This is a genomic window from Leeia oryzae DSM 17879 (assembly GCF_000376945.1).
GTDB classification, from domain to species: domain Bacteria; phylum Pseudomonadota; class Gammaproteobacteria; order Burkholderiales; family Leeiaceae; genus Leeia; species Leeia oryzae.
This window is the reverse complement of the sequence record NZ_AQXU01000013.1, coordinates 1-23,223: the sequence shown is the minus strand read 5'-3', so window position 1 is coordinate 23,223 and position 23,223 is coordinate 1. Positions and strand designations below refer to the sequence as shown.

Sequence of the window (23,223 nt, the reverse complement as noted above, 5' to 3'; positions counted from 1 at the left end):
TCCGTACCCAGAGCGAGATACGGTCAGTGAAACCGGCGATTGAATGCATGTGACAGCACCAGCAGCACAATCGCACCGACCACGGCGACCAGCAGGCTGTATCCGTTAAGGCCGGTCACACCGCTTTTGCCGAACAGGCTGAAAATCCAGCCCCCCAGGACAGCCCCCACAATACCGAGAATGATGTCCATGATGAGCCCTTTGTCCGAACCACTGACAATCAGGCTGGCGATAAAGCCGGCGATTAAGCCCAGTAAAATCCAGATCAGTAATGTCATGATAAGAAGTCCTTATGAAGTAGTCGCCGGCTCAGGCAGATGACCGCCTGCCTGAATCACGTACAGGGAGATTCCGCAGGCGTGTTTCACCGGTCGGCCTGCCGTTTGGTTGGAATCAAGGGATAACACTGCTAGGCTATGCGCCTGACACTTGGCTGTCGGTACGCTAGCGTACATAAACAGGGGCATCTGCTGCCTGGTCAGGAAGCCCGGGACTCTCTCGCCCGCAAGGTCTCGTCTATGGCGCTTGCCAGCAGACGGTGTGCCACTGACATGTCTGCAGACGTACTCCGGCGACTGGCGGCTTTGGCCAGTGCGGTAAACGTGACTTGCCAGGTTTCTCGATTTGGCGTTCGGGCACTGCCCTTTTTGATCAGGGCATAATCCAGCGCGGCTTCCAGCGTGGTCAGGTGACGGTGCAAGCCGCCCGTTTCGCCGGTTTCCAGCGGGGGGAGTAATAGATGCGTGCTCATGAGACGTTCTCCTGCAAAATTGAATGGCGGGATATGTGCAACCATGTCATGCCGGGTTCCCGCTAGCCCATCAGACGTTCATAGATGGCCTTGTCGGCCTCGTAACACCCGCAGGACGCATCCTCCAGCCCGTGCTGATCCAGTATCCGGATTTCGCCCCGGCTATAGCTGATCAGATGCTGGTCATGTAGCGCCATGGCTGCCTTGGTAATGCCGACACGGCGTACCCCCAGCATGCCAGCCAGAAACTCATGGGTCACATGAAAATGGTCCGAATGGGCTCGCTCTTGCGTCATCAGCAACCAGCGCGCCAAACGCACCACCACCACATGAAAGTGCGAGCAGGCGGCACTCTGGCCCAGCTGAACCATGAGCACATACAAATAGTGCTTTAGTGCGTCTTGCAGGGGTTCGCTGTGCTTGAGCGCCTGACAGAAAGGTACCCGGTCCATGCGCAAGGCAGAGCCGGCCCCCTGTACGACAGCATGTTGCAGGGCACGGCTGACGCCCAGAATGAGCGAAACACCCAGCATGCCTTCGTCCCCCACCAACCCTACCCCCAGGCTGACCTGGTCATCCAGGGGCGCACTCAGGGCAATAATGCTGCCCGTCGGAAAATACACCTGACGAATCCGCTCGCCAGGGCTGGAAAGTACGTCGGCAAAAGCCAGTGTTACCGGTTCACACAACGCCAGTAATCGTTGGCGATCTTTGTGCGGCAAGGCGGAAAGCAGACCATTATTTTCTGGAACCAGCGTTGGTAGCATGGAGACCCTCTTTGTATTCAGAAATAGCGGGCAGCCACGCCGGCGGCAAACCGGCCAACTGCGTCAGCCGGGTAAGCATCCAGAGTGGCCTCTGTGAAGACGGGTGGTGCCTGTCATGGCAGCGTGGTGACGTTATCTTGCACTGCCATGCCGCGAGGTTTTCACTTTGCCGTGTGTATCCGTTGCATCCAGCGCAAAGTCGTAACGGTCTTTGGGTGACCCGTGCTGTTTTTGCGGGCGATCTTCTTCAGACGAGCGGCGATTGGCGCCATGCTTGCCACCACCATTTGCATGCGGTGCGGCTGCATGCAGCTTTTTGGTCTGGAATTTTTCCCGGGTGGGCGTGGTTTGCCAATGCAATGGATACAAGGGGTGATCTTCATATCCGTCATCCTCTGGCTCGACCGGTGCAGTAACCACCGCTGAGCTGTCTGGTCCGCTGGGCGTCCCGAATGCAGAAAATGCGTAATGCGGCATGGAAGTCGTTCTGTATTTGTGCGTATAGGTATTCATACAAGCCTCTGACTGAGCCCCGCTTGCCGCAACATGTGGCGTATCGGGGAGGTTGTCACAGCTATGACAATGCAACCAAAGCGCATAGCCGTCTGTTCGCTAACGAACCAAGCCCGATACGCCTGCGTCAGCGCCGTCATGGATGGCGTTGATCGGCCACTGGCGCACCCTTCAGCTACCGTCTCCCGCATTAATTTACCCAATGTGTTCGCTGGCGCACCGAACTGTGCATGGCATACGCCTACGCTGTCCTTATACAAAGTGCGCCCCATGACTTTCAGACACGGGAGCGCACACAGAGAAGACGGTTACGCCAACCTGGCTTTACGCGCTTTTAAAGGACACCCCATGAAACATTCGATAACACTATTGGCATTGATCACCGTATTAGGACTGAGTGCTTGCGACAGGCCTACGGTCATCGCAGTGCCTGCTGCCGCACCTGACCCCACCGTGGTGGCCGTACCGGTACCCGGGCCTGCCGGCCCAGCAGGAGAGACCGGTTCTCAGGGTGCTGATGGTTATACCGGAGCGCAAGGCGTACCGGGCGACAAGGGTTATACAGGGGCACAAGGTACAACGGGTGACAAAGGCCGTACCGGTGAAACGGGGGCCAGTGGGGCTACCGGTAAAACCGGCACAGACACCACTGTCATTGTGGTACAGCCACCTGCTGAATCCGCCTACTGAAGCGGACGGTTGCACAGCTTGGCAATCAACACATCAAGGAGAACATCATGAGCATAGGCACCATTTTATTGATTCTTCTGGTTCTGCTGCTGATCGGCGCCATTCCGGCCTGGCCACATAGCCGGGGCTGGGGATACGGGCCATCCGGCGGGGTGGGGATCGTGATCTTCATTCTGGTCATTCTGCTGCTGGCCGGCAGGATTTAGGCAGGATAGTAACCGTCATCCAGACGCATCCTCCATCTGCGGCCAAACACAGGACAGCAAACATGGCATCCGTCCCTTCGTTCCGATCTGTGCGATATCAGGCAGTCGCCATCGTTCGCTGGCTCGGTTTGCTGTGCCTGTTTGGCCTATTTACAGGCTGTAGCAGCCTGCCCACCATCGTGCCGGATCTGGCACTGCATTCAGACCGGCCAGTCCAGCTCGATGGTCTCCATGGGCCGCTGTCGGCCACCCAAAGCAAAGCCATTCTTGACCATCTCAACAGCAGTGGGCAGACAACCAATATTTTTGAACGCCATCTTGCGCTGGAAGAAGCCATTGTCGGCAGTCCGCTGACCACGGACAACCAGGTACAGTTGCTGCAAAACGGGCCAGCCACGTATGAGGCCATGTTCGCGGCCATCCAGTCGGCGCAGGACCATATCAACATCGAAACCTACGTCATGGATGACGACACGGTTGGCCAGCGCTTTGCACAAGCCCTGATCGACAAGCAGCGCCAAGGCGTACAGGTGAACCTGATTCACGACAGCCTCGGCACCCTGAGCACCCCGGCGGCGTTCTTTCAGCGCCTGGCTGACAGTGGCATCCAGGTACTCGAATTCAACCCCCTCAACCCGCTGGTCAGCCGCAAGACATGGACACTCAACCAGCGCGATCACCGGAAGCTATTGATTGTCGATGGCCGGATTGCATTTTTGGGTGGCATCAATATCAGCGGGGTCTACTCCGGCAGCTCGCTCACCCGTGCATCCCACCCCCAGTCAGACGGCAGTACCCCGACCTGGCGCGATACTGACCTGCAGTTAGAAGGGCCGGTGGTGGCCGAGTTGCAGAAACTGTTTCTTGCCACCTGGGAGAACCAGAAAGGCAGTCCGTTAGCAGCCAAAAACTATTACCCGCCCCCCGTACACGCCGGCAAACAGGTTGTCCGTGCCATTGGTAGCTCGCCAGATGAGCCTTACAGCCTGATCTATGCCACGCTGCTCTCTGCCATCGGCAGTGCAGAAACCAGCATACGGCTGACCAATGCCTATTTTGCCCCGGACCCGCAACTGCTAGCTGCGCTCATTGCGGCAGCCGGGCGTGGGGTCGATGTCAAACTGATTCTCCCGAGCCAGACGGACTCCTGGCTGGTACTCAACGCAGGCCATGGTTACTACGAGCAGTTATTACGCGCCGGCATCAAAATCTATGAACGCCGCGGGGTGATATTGCACGCCAAGACGGCGCTCATTGATGGTGTCTGGGCGACGGTCGGCTCCACCAATCTGGACTGGCGCAGCTTTCTGCACAACCATGAACTGAACGCGGTGGTGCTGGGGAGCGAATTTGGCAATCAGCTACAAGCCATGTTTGACAAAGACCTGGCGGAATCCGATGAAATTACCCTGGAAAAATGGTTGCATCGCTCGTTGGGTCAGCATCTCAAAGAAACCTTTGCCCGAATCTGGGAGTACTGGCTGTGAACCGCCAGCATGCTGGACAGCATGCTGCGTCTGATGTACTGAACCGGATCACGACGAGCGGCCTGTTGCCGGCTCATACGCCACCACCACCTGACCGGGAAGCTGCATATCCATGGAAACCTTGAAAGAATCCAATCTGCGGCTACGCAAACGCCTGGTCAAACTGGCCGGCATGGTGCGCCTGGCACGCTATAGCGCCAATCACGATGTGCTGACCGGCTTGCCTAACCGACGACTGTTTCACGACCGTCTCGGACAAGCCATGGCCATTGCTGAACGGCAACAGCGCCAGCTCGCGGTATTGATGATTGATCTGGATGATTTCAAGGCGATCAATGACCGCCTGGGCCATGACGCGGGTGACCAGTTATTGCAACAACTGGCCAAACGGCTGACCAGCAACCTGCGGGCCACCGATACCGCATCCCGGTTAGGGGGTGATGAGTTTGCCATCATGCTGCCGGAAATCAAGGGTAAAACCTCCATCGCCGTGGTGATTGCCAAAGTGCGCAAAAGCCTGGCAGTACCTTACCGGATTGCGGATGAATCTCTGGCTGTGGGTGCCAGCATCGGCGTGGCGGTATATAAAGATCATCAGCAACTTGGCCAGCTGATCGAGCAGGCGGACCTGGAAATGTACCGTAGCAAGCAAATCCGGCACGGATTACCCATCACCGCCAGCCACCACCGCAAGCCAACCACGCTGAAAAAACGAATCTCCTTGCCGATATTGCGCAAACACCGCCCCGCCAAGTACCGTTCCAGCCAGCCCAAACGTCAGCACAAGGCGTTGGGCAGCATGAACAAAGTACTCGCCAGCCTCCCTGCAGAACCGGTAGACCTGTTCACCAAAAGTTTCACCCGCTTCCTGCACATCGAGGCTACGGCCGGGGCTGCCTTGCTGTTCTGCGCCCTGCTCGCGCTTGCCCTCTCCAACTCGCCGTGGTCAATACCGTTTTTGTCCTTCTGGGACCAGCCATTGGGCGTTCGCCTGGGGCCGCTGGTACTGACCCATAGCCTGAAACACTGGATCAATAACGGACTGATGACCTTGTTCTTTTTTATGGGAACGCTGGAATTGAAGCGGGAGATGGTACAAGGCGAATTGCGCAATCTACGCATGGCGGCCCTCTCCCTGGCGGGTGCATTGGGAGGGATGATCATGCCTGCCATGCTCTTTTGGGCACTGGAAGGCAGAGGTACCGGGGCACATGGCTGGGGGACCGTCATGGCCACCGATACGGCCTTTCTGATCGGTTGTCTGGCCATTCTCGGGCCGCGCATACCCCAGAGCTTGCGGCTGTTTCTGTTGTCACTGGCCATCTTCGATGATATCGGTGCGATTCTGGTGGTAGCGATCGGCTACGGGACCGCCCTGAACGGGCAGGCGCTGGGTCTGGTCGCAGTCGGGCTGGCAATGGTGGCTGGCATGTCGCGACTGGGCATACGCAGCCTGCTGATGTATGCCATCGCTGGCGTTGCCATCTGGCTGGCGCTGGATGTCTCCGGCCTGCACCCTACGCTGGCGGGGCTGATCCTTGGGCTGATGACGCCCGCGCAAAGCTGGGTCAGCGACAGCCGCCTGCATGCCATTCTAGCTCGGGTAATGGCCTACCCGCTGGGCAATCATTGGCAGGGCAATACACCGGACCGGCTGGACCTTCGCCGGGCCAGCATTGCCACCCGGGAAGCATTACCGCCGGTAGAGCGGCTGGAGGTCGCGCTGCATCCCTGGGTTGCCTATGCAGTGATCCCGCTGTTTGCCCTGGCCAATGCCGGCTTGCCCATCAATTTCCAGGCAGCAGATGGCGCACTTACCCTCGCCATTTTTGCGGGCTTCGTATTTGGCAAACCGGCAGGGGTGATGCTATTCAGTTATCTGGCGGTTCGGCTAGGGCTGGCGCTGCGGCCACTTGAACTCTCGTGGCAACTGATGGCGGCGGGCAGCTTGCTGACGGGTATCGGTTTTACCATGGCGTTGCTGATTGCAGAACTGGCCTTTGGCCCGGCCCTGCTCAACGCCGCCAAACTGGGCATACTGGGCGCCTCTATCGTCTCTGCCACCGCCGGCCTATCGGTACTGGCCTGGCTAACCACACCCAAACGGTTACAGGTGGCCGAGCAACGCCCGCCTACAGTGCTGGGTGACCCGATGCTAGCCTCTGCCCGGGCAGCATAGACACTGCGTCGGCCAGTCTCTCCAGCCCCATGCATTTATCCCTGTTGGCTGAAAAAAACGTAAAAAAATCCGGTGATTTTCAGCACCGGATGTTGGGTTATTTACTGCCTCTTGCACGGCCTTGCTGGTGCGGCAGATGCAGAATGCGTCGCCCCGGCGGTTTGACGCCGAGCTTGGTGGCCAGCCCCGGAAAAGGAGATGGTGCCGCAGGAACGGCAGTCGTCGGATGGATGTCCGGGATTTTGGGGTGGTGTTGTTCGTTTTGCTTGGTCATGATTGCCTCTGATGACCTCTGGAATCCGCCACATGCGGATTTAACGAGGCCGGTGTTGCTTATCCACTGTGACAGTAAAGCCGTGTGGCGTCGGTTCGCCATCCCACATATCACCGCTCACCGCCCGTACCCACCGGCACCATGGTCGGCAAGCAAATCACCACAGACACCTGATGATCCACCTGATCATCCTGTAGCAAAATCCAGGAGGCTGGCTGGCGGATACCATCCACCGTCACCTGCATGCCAGACACATTGCCCTCTGCGTCGCCAGATAGCTGCGTAATCACCATGTGGTAGGTGGTGGCACGATAGCGGTAGTGAATCTTGCAAGCTGGCCAATCGGCTGGCAGGCACGGGACCAGATACAGCCGGTCGGCTTCCAGCCTGAGCCCGAGCAGGGATTCCACGATCAGCCGATACAGCCAGCCGGCCGAGCCGGTATACCAGCTCCAGCCCCCCCGGCCAGTATGGGGCGAGAGCGCGTAGACATCGGCCGCCACCACATAGGGCTCTGCTTTGTAGGTATCAGCCTGCTGTCGGGTCTGGCTATGGTTGACCGGGTTGATCATGTCCAGCAGAGCCCATGCCCGCTCCCGCTCGCCCAGGGCTGCATATGCCATGGCAGCCCAGATTGCGCCATGAGTGTACTGCCCGCCATTTTCACGTACCCCGGGTACGTAACCCCGGATATAACCCGGATTCAGTGCCGCCGTGTCAAAGGGCGGGTCCAGCAGCTGGATGAGTGCATCTTCATCACGGACCAGATGTGTATTGACCGCCTGCATGGCCATGCGTGACCGGTTCACGTCACCGGCACCAGAAAGTACCGACCAGCTCTGGGAAATCGAGTCAATCCGGCATTCGCTGTTACTGGCAGAACCCAGTGGCGTACCATCATCAAAATAGGCGCGACGATACCATTCGCCATCCCAGCCATGCTGCTCGATGCGCAAACGCAGTTCTCCGTGCTCTTGCTGGCAATGGTCAGCAAATATGGCGTCTCCATGGGCACGGGCAAGCCCTTCAAACTGCCGCAGCACATCACACAGGAAAAAGCCCAGCCAGACACTCTCGCCTTTGCCATGTAGCCCGACCAGATTCATGCCGTCGTTCCAGTCGCCAGACCCCATCAGCGGCAGGCCATGTGCGCCAAAACGCATGCCGTGCCGGATGGCCCGCACAGCATGCTGATACAAGCTGTCCATTTCAATCGACTGATGCGGCAGGTCGTAATACGAATCATCATCCGGGCTGACCGGCCGACCCTCCAGAAAATGCACCTGTTCATGCAGCACCCCCGTATCCCCGGTGCAGCTGACATAGCGGCACACAGCTAACGCCAGCCACAGATAATCATCCGAACAATGCGTCCGTACGCCGCGGCCTGCGGGCGGATGCCACCAGTGTTGAACATCCCCCTCCTTGAACTGCCGGCTGGCGCATAGCAACAGGTGTTCGCGCAGCAGCGCGGGTTGAGTATGGACCAACGCCATCATGTCTTGCAGCTGGTCGCGGAACCCGAACGCGCCACCAGACTGATAGTAGCCACTGCGTGCCCAGATGCGGCATGCCAGCGTCTGGTACACCAGCCAGCCATTGGCCAAGGTGTCTATCGCCGGGTCCGGCGTCTCTATCTGTACAGCGCCAAGCGTGTGTTGCCACTGCAGATGGACGGCCTCCAGTGCATCTTTGGCCGCCAGCGCCCCACGGAACCGCTTCACCAGCCGGGCGGCATCAGCCGCATCACGCCCGGCGCCCAGCCGGAAAATGATCTCTCGCGTCTGTCCCACGGCCAGCTCGATGCCGGTTTGCAAGGCGGCACAAGGGTCCAGCCCGGCCCCTACCTTGCCAGACAACCGGGTACGCTTAAGTGCCGCCGGTCTTTGCTGTGTGCCGTTACGCCCCAAAAACTCCAGCCGGTCACCGGTCAGGGTTCGGCCCGGTTCATCCAGGTCAAAAAACGCGACCCGGTCTGCAAACTCGGTGTTGTACGGATTGCGCGCAAACAGGGCCCCGCTCTGGGCATCGACCTCCGTCATGACATGCATGGCCGATTTGGCCCGCTGATCCCCCAGCACCCATTCCACATACCCGGTGGCAGACAGTTTGCGTAAACGGGCAGAGGCATTGCGCAGCTTCAGCACCGAAAACTTGACCGGTGCATCCGTGGCGACATAGACCCAGAGTTCTGAGCAAATGCCGTCATGACAGGTCTCGAACACACTGTAGCCAAACCCGTGCCGGACTACATAGGGACTGTCGGCCCGCACTGGCAGCGGCGCAGGCGACCAGACACTGCCGGTTTCTTCATCCCGCAGGTACAGGGCTTCGCCCCCCGTATCGCTGACAGGGTCGTTATGCCATGGTGTCAGCCGGTACTCGTGCGCATTTTCACGCCAGCTATAGGCCATCCCGCTTTCCGATATCACCGTCCCGAAATGCGGGTTCGCCAGCACATTGACCCAAGGTGCCGGCGTGACCTCATCTGGCGCCAGCGTCATGACATACTCGCGACTATCGGCACTAAAACCGCCCAGTCCGTTTGCAAGATGCAGCGGCCACTGTGGCAACGAGATGTCCGGATACGTCTCCAGGCGGCGTTGCCGGCTGGGTACCAGTTTGGGCGCACGCGGCTCCGCTGGGGGCCGCCGGTCCAGTTGCTCGGCCAGCGAGCCACGGCTATCGGTAATGATGACGCGGGCAACCGACTGGATCAGGATGCGGTCTTCGGTGGCAATCTGTTCTGCCGGTCGGACAAAGACCCCACCAGGACGGTCGATCACGCTGGCATCAATGCCAGAGGCAATCAGCCCCATGATCTGGTCCTGCAGGTTTTGCCGGTAGCCGGCATGGCTTTCATTCCAGATGACCAGATCCACCGCCAGGCCACGCAAACGCCAGTATGCATGGGCCTGCACCATCTGGCGGACCAGATCAATATTGCCAGCATCGGCAATCTGTAACAGCACGATTGGCAGATCCCCCGAAATGGCATACCCCCACAAACCCGACTGGCCACGCCGGTTCTGCACCAGCACGGCGGCATCTGCACGCAGCGCCATATCCGCGTAGATGACCCTACTGGCCAGACGCGCATACAATTCGGCGTCTGCTTCGGTGGCATTGAGCTGCCGCAACGCGACCTGGCTATGGGTCCATGCCAGATCAAACACCCGGTCTGCCAGATGCCGGTCCTGGTATTTTTCGACCAGCGCCATCGCTGCCACGCGGGTTTCTGCCATCCCGGTGACCACATCCACCACAATCGACTCGTCCGGTTCCAGCACGACCAGACAGCGGATGGCCACAATCGGATCCAGTACCGAACCGTCGGTACCCGATAAGGCGTGATCATCTTCCATGGCGAGCGGGGCAACAGGGGTTCTGGTCCTGCCGATAAAACGCAGACGGTCTGTCTCGTAAGACACGTCGCTGACATGGGCATCGTGCAGCGCAATCAGATGCAGCATCCAGGGCACCTGATCGTCCGACGAGCGGGGGCGCCGCGTACACAGAATGGCGTGCTGCACCGGCAGGATTTCGGTTTGTACAAACAGGTTACTGAATGCAGGATGCGAGGCATCAGCTGCCGGTGGGGCCAGCACCACGTCGGCATAACTGGTAATGTCTATCTCGCGACGTTGGGACGACCGGTTGGTCAGGTGTATCCGGCGAAGCTCGATATCGTCTTCCGGCGAGACAACCATCTCGGTATGGGTTTCGACATCGCCATTAGCCACCTTGTCACGCCGGCGGAACTCGGCCCGGCCTTCGGCAAAAATCGCCTCAAAATGGTCTGGCTGCACCAGCGTTGGCTGATAGTTGCTCGACCAGTAGGTGCCGCTGGCCAGATCACGGATGTAACAGAAGCTCCCCCAGTTATCTCGGGTACCATCTTCCCGCCAGCGTGTCACGGCCAGATCCTTCCAGCGGCTGTAGCCCCCTCCGGCATTGGTGACCATGACGTGGAAACGGCCATTGGACAACAGCTGAACTTCGGGTATGGGGGTATCTGGCGTGCTGTATATCCGGATAGGTGTCTGGTTGGCAGTCCATGCGGTATGGACATCAAACCGTCGGGCCGTGTGCGGGAATAGCGTGGTGGTTCTGGGAATGCGCTCTTGCAGCAACGGCATCACTGCCTGAAACAAGCGGTCCGACTCAAACCGGCGTTGCATCGGCTGGTGCAGCAACAGATAAGACAGTGCGAGCAGGCTCATCCCCTGATGGTGCGACATGAAAGACCGTACCACCACACTCGACTGCCCGCGCCGCTGTCTGGCGGGTGTGTAATCAATGGCTTCAAAAAAGCCGAACTGCCCCACAAAACCGGCAGCCGCCATTTTTTGCAGGTTGCGGCAGGCGGCTTCCGGCATCACTACCAGCGCGAGTACCGACGCATACGGGGCCACCACCAGATCTTCTGCCAACCCGCGCTTGAGCCCCAGACCAGGCACGCCAAAGGCCCGATACTGGTAGTTCAGGTTCACATCAACCATGTTGTAACCCGATTCCGACATCCCCCACGGCACGCCCCGCTGCTTGCCATATTCGATCTGCCGCGCCACCATGGCTTTGCAGGTCTGGTCGAGCAAGGTGTTGTCGTAGGTGGGCATGATCAGCTGCGGCATCAGGTATTCGAACATGGAGCCGCTCCAGGACAACAACACCGGGTCTCCCCCCGTACTGGTGAGCAAGCGGCCAAGGGCAAACCAGCTTTCCTGCGGCAGTTGCCCTTGGGCAATACCCACAAAGCAGCCCAGCCGCGCCTCGGACGCCAGCAAATCGTAATAACCGGGGTCAGCCCGGTGCTCTGCCACGTTGTAACCGATACTCAGCAGATGCCGGGTCTTGTCAAAGAGAAAGTCGTATTTCATCTCGGCAAACTCAAGGCATCGCCCGGCCAGCTGATCCATCGCATCCAGGCGTGCCCTGGCCCGTGCTACCCCCGTTGCCAGGCTGGTTTGCAGTTCAATCAGCCAGTCGCGTTCTTCCATGGTGACCGCGGAGGCAAAGCACCGCATGATTTCCGGACGCCATTCTGCATCCAGACTGGTCAGACCTCGCAGGGTCGGAATCGCGGTAAGCTGGGTCATGTCGCGTAGGGTGTGCAGAGCGTCTGGCGCGGCGGGCAATAATAGCCAGGGGGCCAGATACGTCAGCTCATCCAGCGCTTCTTGGCATTGCCGTTCCAATGCAGTCGCCCATACTGTTGCATCCTGACGGTTGTTCTGTGACTCCAGCGTTTCATCGCTCTTGGCGACCACACCCATCAAAACATGCTCGGCCAATTCCACAGCCATGCGGGACAGACGGGTAAGGCATTGATACGCATCCCCAAAGTATTTCGGTGGTGCCAAGGCAGCAACCGATAACTCTCGCCGGAACATGATCAGCGAGGCAGCCGCCACTCCCGCTGCAGTATCGTTGAACAGGTTAAGGGTATCGCTCAGGCCATCGAACAGCCGGGGGTGAATGATCCGGTCATCGTCCAGAACTGCCAGGCCCGCACGCAGGGTTAGCAGATGCGCGGCCAGATTGCCGCTATCCACGGTAGAAATGTAAAGCGGGGGCAACAGCGCGAGCGTTTCTGTGTCATACCAGTTATAAAAATGCCCGCGGAACCTTTCCATGGTGCCCATGGTGTCCAGGGTCTGGGTGGTACGCTCGATCAGCTTGCCGGACGGAAGATAACCAAAGTCATAAGCGGTCAGGTTGGCCAGCAGTGCCAGTCCGATATTGGTGGGTGATGTCCGGTGGGCAATGGCCGCAACCCGGTATTCCTGATAATTGTCTGGCGGTAGCCAGTGATCTGCCGGACCGACAAAGGTATCAAAGAACGCCCAGGTCCGGCGCGTGAGCGCACGCAAAAACAGGATCTGTGCCAGCGTCAATGCGGCGTCCCGGCGTACCAGCGGACGACTGATCCACCAGGCAATGCCCGGAGCGGCAAACCAGAGCAGCAAAATGGGCGCTGCCACGATCAAGGCTTGCGGTGCAATGACCGTCATCAGCACACAGGCACTGGTCGCCAGCAGTGGCGCAAACCACATTGCCCGATAACTAGCCAGCAACCCATTGCGTCTGGCCCAATGGTGCTCTGCCTCGTTGGACGGTGTCCACTCCAGCAAACGCTTGCGGATAACCAGCATGCGCCAGCTGGTGCGGAGAATCGCATCCAGCGTATAAAAGGCCTCATACGGCAGACAGGCAAGTTCAAACAGAAACTGCATGAAATGCCGCACCAGCGAATGCACAATCACCGCCAGATGCTGCCGGAACAAGACATCATCCGGCTTGCGGATCAGATCCAGCATCGCAGCGCACCAGACGGGCGCCAGCAAGATACCGATGACAGCCGCGGTCCAGCCCCAGGCCGATGGCAAAGTCATCCAGCCCAGCAGCAACAGCAGCGTGAGCGCCGTGGGCACCAGACTGCGGCGCAAGTTATCCATCAGCTTCCATTGCGACAAAGCCGACAACGGGTTACGTCGGCGTTGCGACCCGATAGCCCGCCATTGGCAAGGCACACGCCGCAGCAGCCAGCCGGCCAATTGCCAGTCACCACGTATCCAGCGATGCCGGCGGCTTACATCAGCGTGATAACGGGCCGGATACTCTTCATACAATTGCACGTCACTCAACAAGCCAGCCCGCGCGTGGCAGCCTTCCAGCAGATCATGGCTCAGTACGTGGTTTTCCGGAAAGCGTCCGCCCAGCGCCAGTTCAAACGCATCGACATCGTAAATGCCCTTGCCGATAAACGAGCCTTCCCCAAAGACATCCTGATATACGTCCGACACCACCCGGGTATAAGGGTCGATGCCTGGCTCCCCCCCATACAAACGCGCATAGCGGGAGCGATTTGTCCCCGGCAGGCTGATCGCAACCCGGGGCTGCAAAATGCCATAGCCTTCGGTAATCCGCTGTTTGGTCTCGTGGTAATAGGGCTGGTTCAGCGGGTGGGCCATGGCGGCGATAAATTGCCGCGCCACATCGCGTGGCAATTGCGTATCCGTATCCAGAGTAATGACATACTTCACGCTGGACAAAATACCGATATTGCCCACAATGCGGGAAAATGCCTCGCGCCCGCCCCCCTGCTTGTCGGTACGCAACAGGGCATTCAAATCTGCCAGTTTGCCCCGCTTGCGCTCGTAGCCCATCCAGATCTTTTCCTGCGGGTTCCAGCGCCGTGCCCGATGAAACAGGAAGAAAATATCATCGGTGACTCGCCCTTCGGCATGACCATATTTCTCGTTCAGTTCATCAATCCGGTTGCTGGCCAGCGCCACCAGTTGTGCATCTTCCGGCAAAATTTCCTGCGGCGCGTCCCGTACATCCGTCAACAGGCCAAAGTGCAGCGAATCATCCCGGTTGGCCAGAAACCGGACTTCCAGGTCCTCGATCAGCTTGTCGACATTGGCCGCGCTGGTCAGCATGGTCGGCACCACCACCAGCGTACGTGCATGCGCAGGAATACCGGTGGTGTAGTCCATTCTGGACAAGGCATGGGGTATCACCAGCAGCGTGGCCAGCCAGTTCACCAGTGCCACCGCCAGCTGGCTGCCCGCCAACAGCAAACAGCCACCCGTCAGCCACAACAGCGCGTCGGGTACGCCCGCAGCGGCCATCTGCATCAGCATGGTGACCGTCATGATCGCGGTCAACAGGGTAATCCCGCCCAGATACAGCAGCAGCGGCACCCGGCCCAGCCAGCGCCGGCAAACCTCGGTATACGGCAGGCGTACACCAGCCGCCTCTTCCAGCATGGGCAAGCCTTTATCCAGCAGATAAAAGCCGACATGCCCTGCCCGTTCCCCCACACTGTCCGGGTGCCCGGCACCTGCGCGCGCCAGTGCGACCGCCTTGTGGGCGACCTCGATTTCAGCCAGTTGTCCCTGTCTGGCAATGGCTTCGGTGGCATGACGGTAACGGTCCCGTGTCGCAAAATCCATATGCCGGTAGACATCACTCGGGTCATCCAGCAAGGTCTGTTCTACCAGGCTCATGGTTTCCACAAACTCGCGCCAGTCCATGGCACCCAATACCCGCAAACTGCCAATACTGTTACTGATGGATACCTGATCCGCCGCTTGCTGCTGGTTTTCCAGCTGCACCAGCTGCTCGATGGTCATGCCGGATTCGGCAAGGCGCTGCTCAATCCAGTTCAACGGCAAAGCCAGTGCCGGCCCGCGCCCCTGTAATCGCCGCGCCAGTTCTGCCACAAAAGCGCTGACCATTGGCGGGCCGGAGTGCGCCATGTCAGCAATCACCAGAATCAGGTTTTTGGGGTCTTGTTCGGCCATTGCGATCATCTTGTCGGCCCACACATCGGCCAGATGACGTTCATTGGCGCCAATGGCAATCTGCATCCCGACACGGCGGAGGTTCTCGATGACGGCCAGCCGCAACATGATCGGAATCGCCCATAATTCGCCCAGTTTGAGCGGGGTCACGCTCTGGTACGCAGTCACGAACCGGCTCAGGCTCTCGGTATCAACCCGGCCATCCCCATGCGAGACCATCTCCAGTGCAATGTCGTACACGCGCGGACGCCCGGCAGAGGGGCCATGCGCCAGGCGGGGCAGCTCCCGGCTGTATCCTCTGGGCAAGTGCCGTTTGGCGGTACGTATCTGTTCTTCTATCAGGTAAAAGTTATCCAGCAGCCAACCACCCGCCGGCGTGCTGCGGCGCTTGTGGGCGCCAGAGAGCATCAGGACATCACACACGCTGATCAATGCCGCTTCATTGGCCGCCAGCCGTGGTAGCAGCAGGTCTGGTGCGGAGCCGCTAGCCAACGGGTGCAACGCCGCCAACGCCTTGCCATGCCTTGCCATCTGCTCGGCACTGAGCAATTCGGATCTTAGCGGTGGTTCTTCCTCCGGGCTGGCCGGAGACCATCTGCCGCGACGCAACAGCGTCATGCAAGGCTGCAGATAATCACGGAGCGTGTCGAGAAACCTGGTAGCAGCAATCAATGGTCGGGGCCTTTCCCTTAAAGATGCATCTCATCCGGAGCTTGCCGGTGATCATCAGCGCACCACGGGCAAAAAGCAGATGTGCCTACGGCCCCGGCAGAACAACAGATTCTGCAGGGGCCGTGGCCAATCACGATTTACTTACTTGATCTGCATGTCATCCACTACGTTCGTGACCCCGCGGACATTGCGTGCAACCGTCATGGCCCGATTTGCATCGGTCCGCGAGCGGACAAATCCGCTCAGTTGCACTACCCCCTGATAAGTCGTGACATTGATTTCGAACACCTTCAGCGTCGGGTCATCAAAAATGGCCTCTTTCACCTTGATGCTAAGGGTCCTGTCGTCCATGTAGGCGCCCGTTTCCTGATGCCGGTGCATGGAACCGCAGCCCGCAACAGACAGCAACGAAAAAGCGATGAAAAATGCAGAAAGATATTTACCGATGGGTTTCATGATGGAACCTCCAGAAGTGTGTGAATCAGGCATGCCACCAACCAACCCCGGCGCCCCAAATACACACATTGGGTACGCCAACAAGACAAGGCTAGCCTTCCCCCTGACTCCGGTCGGTACGCTAGCGTACATAAGCCCGGGTGATGGATGCCGTCAGACATCCGTGACAGGTGGTGGACAAAAAGATGGCATGAGAAAAAATGGCCCCGCAGGGCCATGAAAAGAAACAGCAATTACGACGCGCGCGGTTCACCGCGTGCATTGACCGTGACGGTGCGCCCTGGGGCGTATGTCATCTGGATTCGATGCTGTATGCCTCGGAAGGTATACGTCACATCCCAATAGTCAGGGGATGTCTGATAGCTGGCGTTACTGCAATGCTGAACATCTCTTGAATAGGTCTGGTTATTTCGGTCACGACTGATATTTGAACCGATCACCCCACCGGCAATTGCCCCGCCAACAGTGGCAACATCCCGACCACTTCCGCTACCGATCTGGTGGCCAAGTACGCCCCCGATCACGGCACCAAGCACGGTACCCGGCACATTGCTACGGCTACGGTCTGGCTCGACCTGATCGCGCTCAATCCAGCAGCGCTGTCCGGAATCTGCAATCACCGCACGGACTGACGTCACATAGGCAGTATACAAACGCTCACGATTGCGACGACGGTTGTCATAAACGGGCTCAGGGTCCGGGGCATAGCGTTGCTCATCATAGCGGGCCGTCCCGCTGATCATGCGGGCAGAAGAAACACTATTATTCATGCCCATCGCGTCTAATGACGAATACCGCCCTGGTCGCAAGTAAATGCAATCCCCGTTAAATCCAGAATCAGAACAGACCTCCCATCGGTCACTCAAGACAATGGCCGAAGAGGCTCGGTCATTAAAGCCATTGTTGTATAGATTGCTGACTTGCCTGTTCGTTGTAAAAGATCGACCGCTAAAGCCTTCGTTTTCATAAAAGACAATATCGGCGAACGCCTGGGTGGTAATCATCGTAATGGCAAGTGTCAGCGCCATTTTAAAGATTGCTTTCATAGGGATGCCTCCTGAAGAAGGTGCACATGTCAAAGCTAATCTCTGTGTTCAGCTTATCCCGGGTTTCAATAACGACATGCACAAGACCGGATACCTGATCATGGCCTCTTCACAGTGGTGCATCTGTACGGTGACAGACATAAGCGTAGAATATTGAAAACAGGTTGGCGCACACAGTAAGTCAGCACATGATAGTGCAGACCCCCACAAAATAAGCATATGATCCGTACAATAACATTTTCAAACATTTGCTTTTTCACCCCTGCGGAGTGACGTATACTCCCGGACACAGATGGCCACGCGGAGGACAATATGCTGTCCAGAAAACAGTTGATGTCTGTCATTCAGCTTCAGACAGAGATTTCCAAGCTCGGGCTGGATCTGGGGAGTGTCATGCAACTGGTGGTAGATCGGCTGATCACCATTATTGATGCAGAGGGAGCGGTCATCGAATTGGTCGAAGGTAACCAGATGGTCTACCGCGCCACCTCAGGTATCGCGCAAGCTCAGTTGGGCCTGCGGCTCAGGAAAAACAACAGTTTGTCCGGTTACTGCATTCGTTCCGGAAAAACCGTGGTTTGTGAAGATTCGGAAACCGATCATCGTGTAGACAGAAAGGCCTGCCAGCGCATTGGCTTGCGCTCCATGATTGCGCTACCGCTCAAGCACGGCGATGCGGTGGTTGGCGTGCTAAAAGCCATGTCAGTCGACACCAACCGGTTTACCGAAGACGATGCCGAGTTATTGCAACAGCTATCCGAAGTGATTGGTGCAACCATGTTCTTTGCCACCAAATACGGTAAAGAGACCCTGTTTTATCGTGCAACGCATGATGAGCTGACGGGCTTGGCCAATCGATCCCTGTTTATGGACCGCTTGCAGAACCTTGTTCATCAAAATGTCCGCACCCCGCGCAGCTTTGGCATTCTGATTCTGGACATGGATGGCTTGAAACAGATCAACGATGTTTTCGGGCATCGGGTAGGTGACGTATTCCTGATGGAATTTGCAAAGCGGCTAGACAACTTTACCCGCAAGACAGATACTGCCGCGCGACTGGGTGGCGATGAGTTTGGCGTGCTGCTGCCATCCATCAGCAACCAGACTGACCTGGATGTCACGATTCAGCGATTTTATGAAACGCTGAATACCCCGTTCAGCCATGAAGAAAAAACCTTTCATTTGCATGCCAGTGTGGGCGGTGCACTCTTCCCTGTTGACGGTAGCAACCTGGAACAACTGCTAGACCTGGCAGACAGGCGGATGTACCGCATCAAGGAAGAACACCGGGCGGAAAATATCAGCGCCTTCCATTAATGACAGTCCCAACCTAAAAGCCTGCCTCGCGCCAGAATACCGCCACAGCATGCCGAACCCACGACACAACGGGAATTCTGGAGCGGCCATGCACCACCACTTTGCCCCGCCAGCCATGCATGAGCAAATCTTTGGGCATGTCTGTTGCGGTTAACGTGACCTGATAAAGCGCCACATCGGAAACAAGCACATTGTTCTTTTCCCTTACCAGCAAGCTCCCGCCATGCTGGCTCGCCAGCAACGGCTCTTGCAGATAATGAACAGGCTCTTCGGCAATCGATGCGACTTTCAGGCTGACACTTTGCAACGGCGCACTTTCCGGGTAGAACCGTCCTTCATCCCCTTTGACCAGCTGGACCACATCGTCTTCCGGCAACATCATGGTGACCTGATATCCGCCCTGCCCGATCATCAGTGCCAACGGCTCAGACTCGGACAACCATTCCCCTTCGCGAATGTCGGGGTTGATCCAGCGAAAACGCCCGGAAAACGGCGCGACACGCAACATCTTTTCCTTGATGTCTCGCTGTGCCAGCTGTTCTGACATGGCGGCCAGTACTTGCCCCTGCATGCCTTGCAGCTGTTTCTTTTGCTCTTCGCTAAATCCGGACACGGCTACCAGCGTTTGCAGTGCCTGTAATTTGGCTTCGCTACTCGCCATGTTAAACGCCAGTTCGGGTGAATCCAGCTGCAGCAAGGGCTGGCCCGCCCTGACTACGGCATCATCAGGCAGAAACTTGTGTGCAAGGCGGCTGTGTTTGGGTGCGTAGATGACTTCATACTGCTGCGGCCTCAACAAGCCACTGGATGTCACGCTGGCTTGCCAGGGCATCAGCAGCGCCAGCACAATGCCACTGGCCAGGATCATCGTGCGTCGGGTGTGCTTTCCTTGCCGGATAGCAGGCCAAAGCTCGCGCCAGACCTTGAACTCCAGCTTGAACGGACGCCAGATAAACCACATCACCTCGACCAGAAACAGCAAGATGCCCAGCAGCTTGATAAAGAAGGTGTACACCAGAAACGCGATACCAATGAACAGCGATAACCGGTAGATCCATGTCGCCCATGCAAACAGGATCAGCCGGCGTTCTCGTGCCGCGGAGAACGCCTCCGGCTTTGGGGCATGGATCCCGAACAGCACTTCGCGCAGATGCCAGCGGGCCAAGGCAAAGGCACGGGTGTGCAAGTTTGGCAGCCCCAAAAAGTCTGACAACAGGAAGTAACCGTCAAAACGCATGAACGGGCTGGCATTGATCAGCACGGTCGCCACCCAGGTGGTAGTGGCCAGCATGAAAGCGATGGATCTGGCCAACCCGTCTGGCAGCCAATACCAAAGAAAACCGGCCCAGATTGCAATCATGAGCTCTGTCAGGATACCTGCGCCAGCCACGGCAAGGCGTTGCTGTTTGCTGGTCAGGCGCCATACATCATTGGTGTCGGTATAGGCAACCGGCAGCATGACCAGAAAGGCAACCCCCATTGTCGGTATCTTGCACCCAAACCGTTTGGCCGTGGTGGCATGCCCCAGCTCATGCAGTACCTTAACGAGGATCAGCGTCAGCCCGTAACCCAGCACGCCCTTGATGGAAAACTGATCCAGCAAGGTGCTGGAAAAACTGTCCCAGCCACGATAAATCTGCACCACGCCAAACAGCAATGCCAGCAAGGTTGCCAAGGCAAACCAGGGGGTAAAGACAAACCGGGTGTATCTTTCCAGCCGAGTAATCAAGCGGTCTGGTTTGACGAGTGGTACCCGAAAAAACAAATAGTGGTGTAGCAGCCATTGCCACCAGTTACCAGACAGCTTTTGCAGGTGCCCTGCCATCTTGCCGGCCTGTCCGGGTTGTACCTGCAGCAATTCGTTCTGGGCCAGAAACTCGGCAACGGCAATCAGGTCATCTTCGGTAATGGTGAGGGTTGTATGCTGCTCGATGTCCTGAATGATATGCGCCGGGTCTGACATCATCCAGCGGCTCAGGATCTCGAAGGTAGGCCAATCCAGCTGAAAGTACACATTCCGCACCGGATCATGCAAGGTATGGCTGGGCTGGCCATCCAGCAAGGCGGGGCCAGGCAGCAGCGATAATTCTTGTCGTAACGGGGGCAGTGCCATTACCAGCCTGTCGCCTGACGAATCACGGCCAAGGGTTTACGGGTAGCCCAGTACACCAGCGGTACCCAGTTGGCAGAGACCTTGGCCGTCCCTTTCAGGCCGATACGATAACCGGCCGAGGGTTGCAGCAGTTTGGCACGCAACCGGTAGGCAAAGTTGCCATCCGGTCGCGCAATCGCATCATAGCCCATATAGGTCAGCTGTCCGGAAACCGGCGACAACGGGGCCGATGAAAGGTAGAGTGTTACGGGGGAATGATCCGGAAACGGCACGGCATCAGCCACCCCGACCCATACCTCGATTTCCACATCATCCGGAGACGCAATACGCATGACGCGCTCGCCGGTCTGCACCGGTTTGCCGATCCAGTCACTCGGATTATCAAAAATCACAATACCGCTCTTGGAAGCTGCCACCCGAGAACGCCCCTGCAAGGCCAGCAGGTAATCCAGTTCGGACTGCTTCTGCTCGATACGTCCGGAGAGGGTGGCCAGCTGCATGTTGGTCTTGCCGTCTTCCAGAGACTGCGCTGCCTGCTGGCGGTATTCGGCCTGGGCTGTGGCAAGCTCCTGCCGGGTCACATCCAGGCGCCCGCGCAAGGCGACCTGATCCATCTCGAACAGCACTTGTCCCTTCTTGACCATCTGATTGGGTGTTACCAAAAACTGGCCGAACACGCCATCCATGGGAACCCGGACGGCAACCGGATGGGCGGCAATCAGCTCTCCGGGCGACAAAACGCTCAAATGCACAGGAAACAGCAAAATCAGCACCAGAGCCGCCAGCAACCATGTCTTGGGGCGCTTCCACCAGGGGTAGTCGGGACGATGCCCATGCACCATCCACCAGGCTAGCAGGCGTTGCTTTACACTTGGCCGATGGAACCCCTGCCAGGCATGGGTCCAGTCATCAACCCACTCAGAGAGCAAGGGAATACTGGATTCGTGCCAGTTGTCTGCACCCGCATAAATCACCCCGCCAGCGCTCTCCTGCCCGGTTGTCCCGCTCGTAACGGGTAGCCAGAGTGCATGCGCCGGCAGCCATTTACCCCACTCCGCTTGCAAGTCTTCCGGCAGGCTGCTGACATCGATATGCTCGGCTTGTTGCCGGGTCTGGTGCAGGTGGCTGCACACACGGGACAGCCACTGTACATATGGGGCATTGGGTTCTGGCTGAATCACGCCAGACAAGGCCACCATGCCTTGGTGCTCAAGCCATAATGCCGCCTGACGATAAGGCACCAGCAACATGCTGTCATTGACAAGCAAAAAAGCCAGCTCTGCAGCAGAGCTGGCCCGGCGCGCACGGCGCCCGAGTTCAATCAAAGACAAAAGCGGATTGGGTACCTGACTGACGTCTGCCAATTACGTACTCCGTGCGGTACTTAGCAAGCGACCAAGCCGTTGCAGGTTTGCCGGTAGCTGTTTGCTTAGCATCAGTTGGTCATTCAACCCAACTTTGGTTTCTCTTGGCTTGCCAAGCTTCAGTTTGAAAATGGCCGATGCCTCTCTACCGTCATTGTCTCTGGCAATCACCAGAATCTGCAGCTCCATTTCCTGCCCGTCTGGCGCTTGCCCCAGAAAACGCCCTGTGGTTGCATCAAACTTTATCCAGCCAGGCAGCGGACGACCATCGGCCAGCTGGGCAGAAATCTTGACCACCGCATCTTCTTTTGTATGCACAAATGCATCGGCTGGCAGTTTGAAATCCAGTGTCGCACTGACTTCAAACGCCTGATCAGGCACACCATTAAAGACAATCAGGCTGACATCATCGGCTTTAAGCACGGCAATCCTGAACGCCCCGGGTGCTGGCTGCGTCAGATGATCATTGATCTCGGACTGTGAGGGCAATGACAAGCCCGATGGCGTCTCGACCACCGGACGATCACCCCTGTCACCAGGCTGGGCCAGATCGACAGATGCCGGCGCTACGTTTGCAAATGGCACCTCAACTTTTGTATCTGTTACGGCTTGCTGAACACTCGGCTCCTGCGGCGCTGTAGGCAATTCAGTGCTTGGAGGCGTAACCGGCTCCGTCACCGGTGCTGGTGCAGGTGACGGATCAGGCGCTGGTGGCGGTGGAACAGGTGTTGATTCGTCCAGATTGTTCACGGCAATTGTCACTGCACGCTCACGCTGGTTACCCGTGGCATCTGCAGCAACAACGGTAAAGCTGTAGCTGGTCTTGCCGGACTCATAATCCAGATTGCCGCTCTTGAGCGTCACTGCACCGGTACTGCTATTGATGTCCAGCAGACTGATATCACCTGTGCTCGCTTTCAGGCTGTAGGTCACCGTTTGATTGGTGTAATCCACCGTATCGGTGGCCTGTGCGGTATACAGCAGGTTCTGGTTCTCGTCAGCGTTGCCGGTCGTCGCACTGCTAAAGGCTGGTGCCACTTCATCTACATTCGTCACCGTGACGGTGATCGTCTGTG

The 23,223-nt window shown here is 57.8% G+C and carries 16 protein-coding genes; 5 read left to right on the top strand and 11 right to left on the bottom strand.

Annotated elements, in window-relative coordinates:
- Window positions 1-23: 23 nt before the first annotated feature.
- The 4 genes from F552_RS0101675 to F552_RS0101660 form a co-directional block, all read right to left on the bottom strand.
- Window positions 24-278 carry a GlsB/YeaQ/YmgE family stress response membrane protein gene (locus F552_RS0101675; protein ID WP_018149977.1) on the bottom strand — a complete coding sequence of 85 codons (255 nt, stop codon included), beginning with the start codon at window positions 276-278 and terminating at the stop codon, window positions 24-26.
- A 200-nt stretch (window positions 279-478) separates the two neighbouring features.
- Window positions 479-751: a hypothetical protein gene (locus F552_RS0101670; protein ID WP_018149976.1), complete on the bottom strand. Its 273-nt coding sequence runs from the start codon at window positions 749-751 to the stop codon at window positions 479-481.
- 62 nt (window positions 752-813) lie between these two features.
- Window positions 814-1,518, bottom strand: a complete 705-nt coding sequence (locus tag F552_RS0101665; RefSeq protein WP_018149975.1) for a Crp/Fnr family transcriptional regulator — start codon at window positions 1,516-1,518, stop codon at window positions 814-816.
- Between the two features lie 132 nt (window positions 1,519-1,650).
- Window positions 1,651-2,031 carry a hypothetical protein gene (locus F552_RS0101660; RefSeq protein WP_156802192.1) on the bottom strand — a complete coding sequence of 127 codons (381 nt, stop codon included), beginning with the start codon at window positions 2,029-2,031 and terminating at the stop codon, window positions 1,651-1,653.
- Between the two features lie 348 nt (window positions 2,032-2,379).
- Between F552_RS0101660 and F552_RS20900 the strand changes: the two genes are divergently transcribed.
- The 4 genes from F552_RS20900 (at window position 2,380) to nhaA (ending at window position 6,593) form a co-directional block, all read left to right on the top strand.
- Window positions 2,380-2,721: a collagen-like protein gene (locus F552_RS20900; RefSeq protein WP_018149973.1), complete on the top strand. Its 342-nt coding sequence runs from the start codon at window positions 2,380-2,382 to the stop codon at window positions 2,719-2,721.
- A gap of 47 nt (window positions 2,722-2,768) precedes the next feature.
- On the top strand, window positions 2,769-2,927 hold the full coding sequence (locus F552_RS20275; protein ID WP_018149972.1) for a DUF3309 domain-containing protein: 159 nt from the start codon (window positions 2,769-2,771) through the stop codon (window positions 2,925-2,927).
- 62 nt (window positions 2,928-2,989) lie between these two features.
- The gene (gene cls, locus F552_RS0101645) at window positions 2,990-4,414 is read left to right on the top strand and encodes a cardiolipin synthase (RefSeq protein WP_018149971.1); all 1,425 of its coding nucleotides are present in this window, start codon (window positions 2,990-2,992) and stop codon (window positions 4,412-4,414) included.
- 112 nt (window positions 4,415-4,526) lie between these two features.
- Window positions 4,527-6,593: a Na+/H+ antiporter NhaA gene (gene nhaA / locus F552_RS20270; RefSeq protein ID WP_018149970.1), complete on the top strand. Its 2,067-nt coding sequence runs from the start codon at window positions 4,527-4,529 to the stop codon at window positions 6,591-6,593.
- Window positions 6,594-6,690: 97 nt separating this feature from the next.
- On the opposite strand, the gene F552_RS20445 is transcribed toward nhaA, so the two are convergent.
- The 4 genes from F552_RS20445 to F552_RS20895 all read right to left on the bottom strand — a co-directional run bounded on the left by F552_RS20445 (window position 6,691) and on the right by F552_RS20895 (window position 17,311).
- Window positions 6,691-6,867 (bottom strand): hypothetical protein, encoded by a 177-nt coding sequence (locus tag F552_RS20445; protein ID WP_018149969.1) that lies wholly within the window; start codon window positions 6,865-6,867, stop codon window positions 6,691-6,693.
- A gap of 110 nt (window positions 6,868-6,977) precedes the next feature.
- Entirely contained in the window at window positions 6,978-15,797 is an 8,820-nt protein-coding gene (locus tag F552_RS0101630) for a glycoside hydrolase family 94 protein (protein ID WP_083917397.1), read from the bottom strand.
- 195 nt (window positions 15,798-15,992) lie between these two features.
- Window positions 15,993-16,307 carry a BON domain-containing protein gene (locus F552_RS0101625; RefSeq protein ID WP_018149967.1) on the bottom strand — a complete coding sequence of 105 codons (315 nt, stop codon included), beginning with the start codon at window positions 16,305-16,307 and terminating at the stop codon, window positions 15,993-15,995.
- A gap of 233 nt (window positions 16,308-16,540) precedes the next feature.
- The gene (locus tag F552_RS20895) at window positions 16,541-17,311 is read right to left on the bottom strand and encodes a beta/gamma crystallin-related protein (RefSeq protein WP_281168671.1); all 771 of its coding nucleotides are present in this window, start codon (window positions 17,309-17,311) and stop codon (window positions 16,541-16,543) included.
- Window positions 17,312-17,665: 354 nt separating this feature from the next.
- Here F552_RS20895 and F552_RS0101615 point away from each other — a divergent pair, with 354 nt between their 5' ends.
- On the top strand, window positions 17,666-18,670 hold the full coding sequence (locus tag F552_RS0101615) for a sensor domain-containing diguanylate cyclase (RefSeq protein WP_018149965.1): 1,005 nt from the start codon (window positions 17,666-17,668) through the stop codon (window positions 18,668-18,670).
- Window positions 18,671-18,683: 13 nt separating this feature from the next.
- On the opposite strand, the gene F552_RS0101610 is transcribed toward F552_RS0101615, so the two are convergent.
- From F552_RS0101610 to F552_RS20620, 3 genes are all read right to left on the bottom strand, one after another.
- Complete coding sequence (locus F552_RS0101610) at window positions 18,684-20,783, bottom strand: site-2 protease family protein (RefSeq protein ID WP_018149964.1); 2,100 nt, start codon at window positions 20,781-20,783, stop codon at window positions 18,684-18,686.
- Window positions 20,783-22,147, bottom strand: coding sequence for an efflux RND transporter periplasmic adaptor subunit (locus tag F552_RS0101605; protein WP_018149963.1), 1,365 nt, complete (start codon window positions 22,145-22,147; stop codon window positions 20,783-20,785). Before F552_RS0101605 ends, F552_RS0101610 begins: the two co-directional genes overlap by 1 nt.
- The coding region (locus F552_RS20620) for a putative Ig domain-containing protein (protein WP_033374466.1) at window positions 22,148-23,223 on the bottom strand (1,076 nt) is incomplete at its 5' end. It abuts the gene before it with no gap.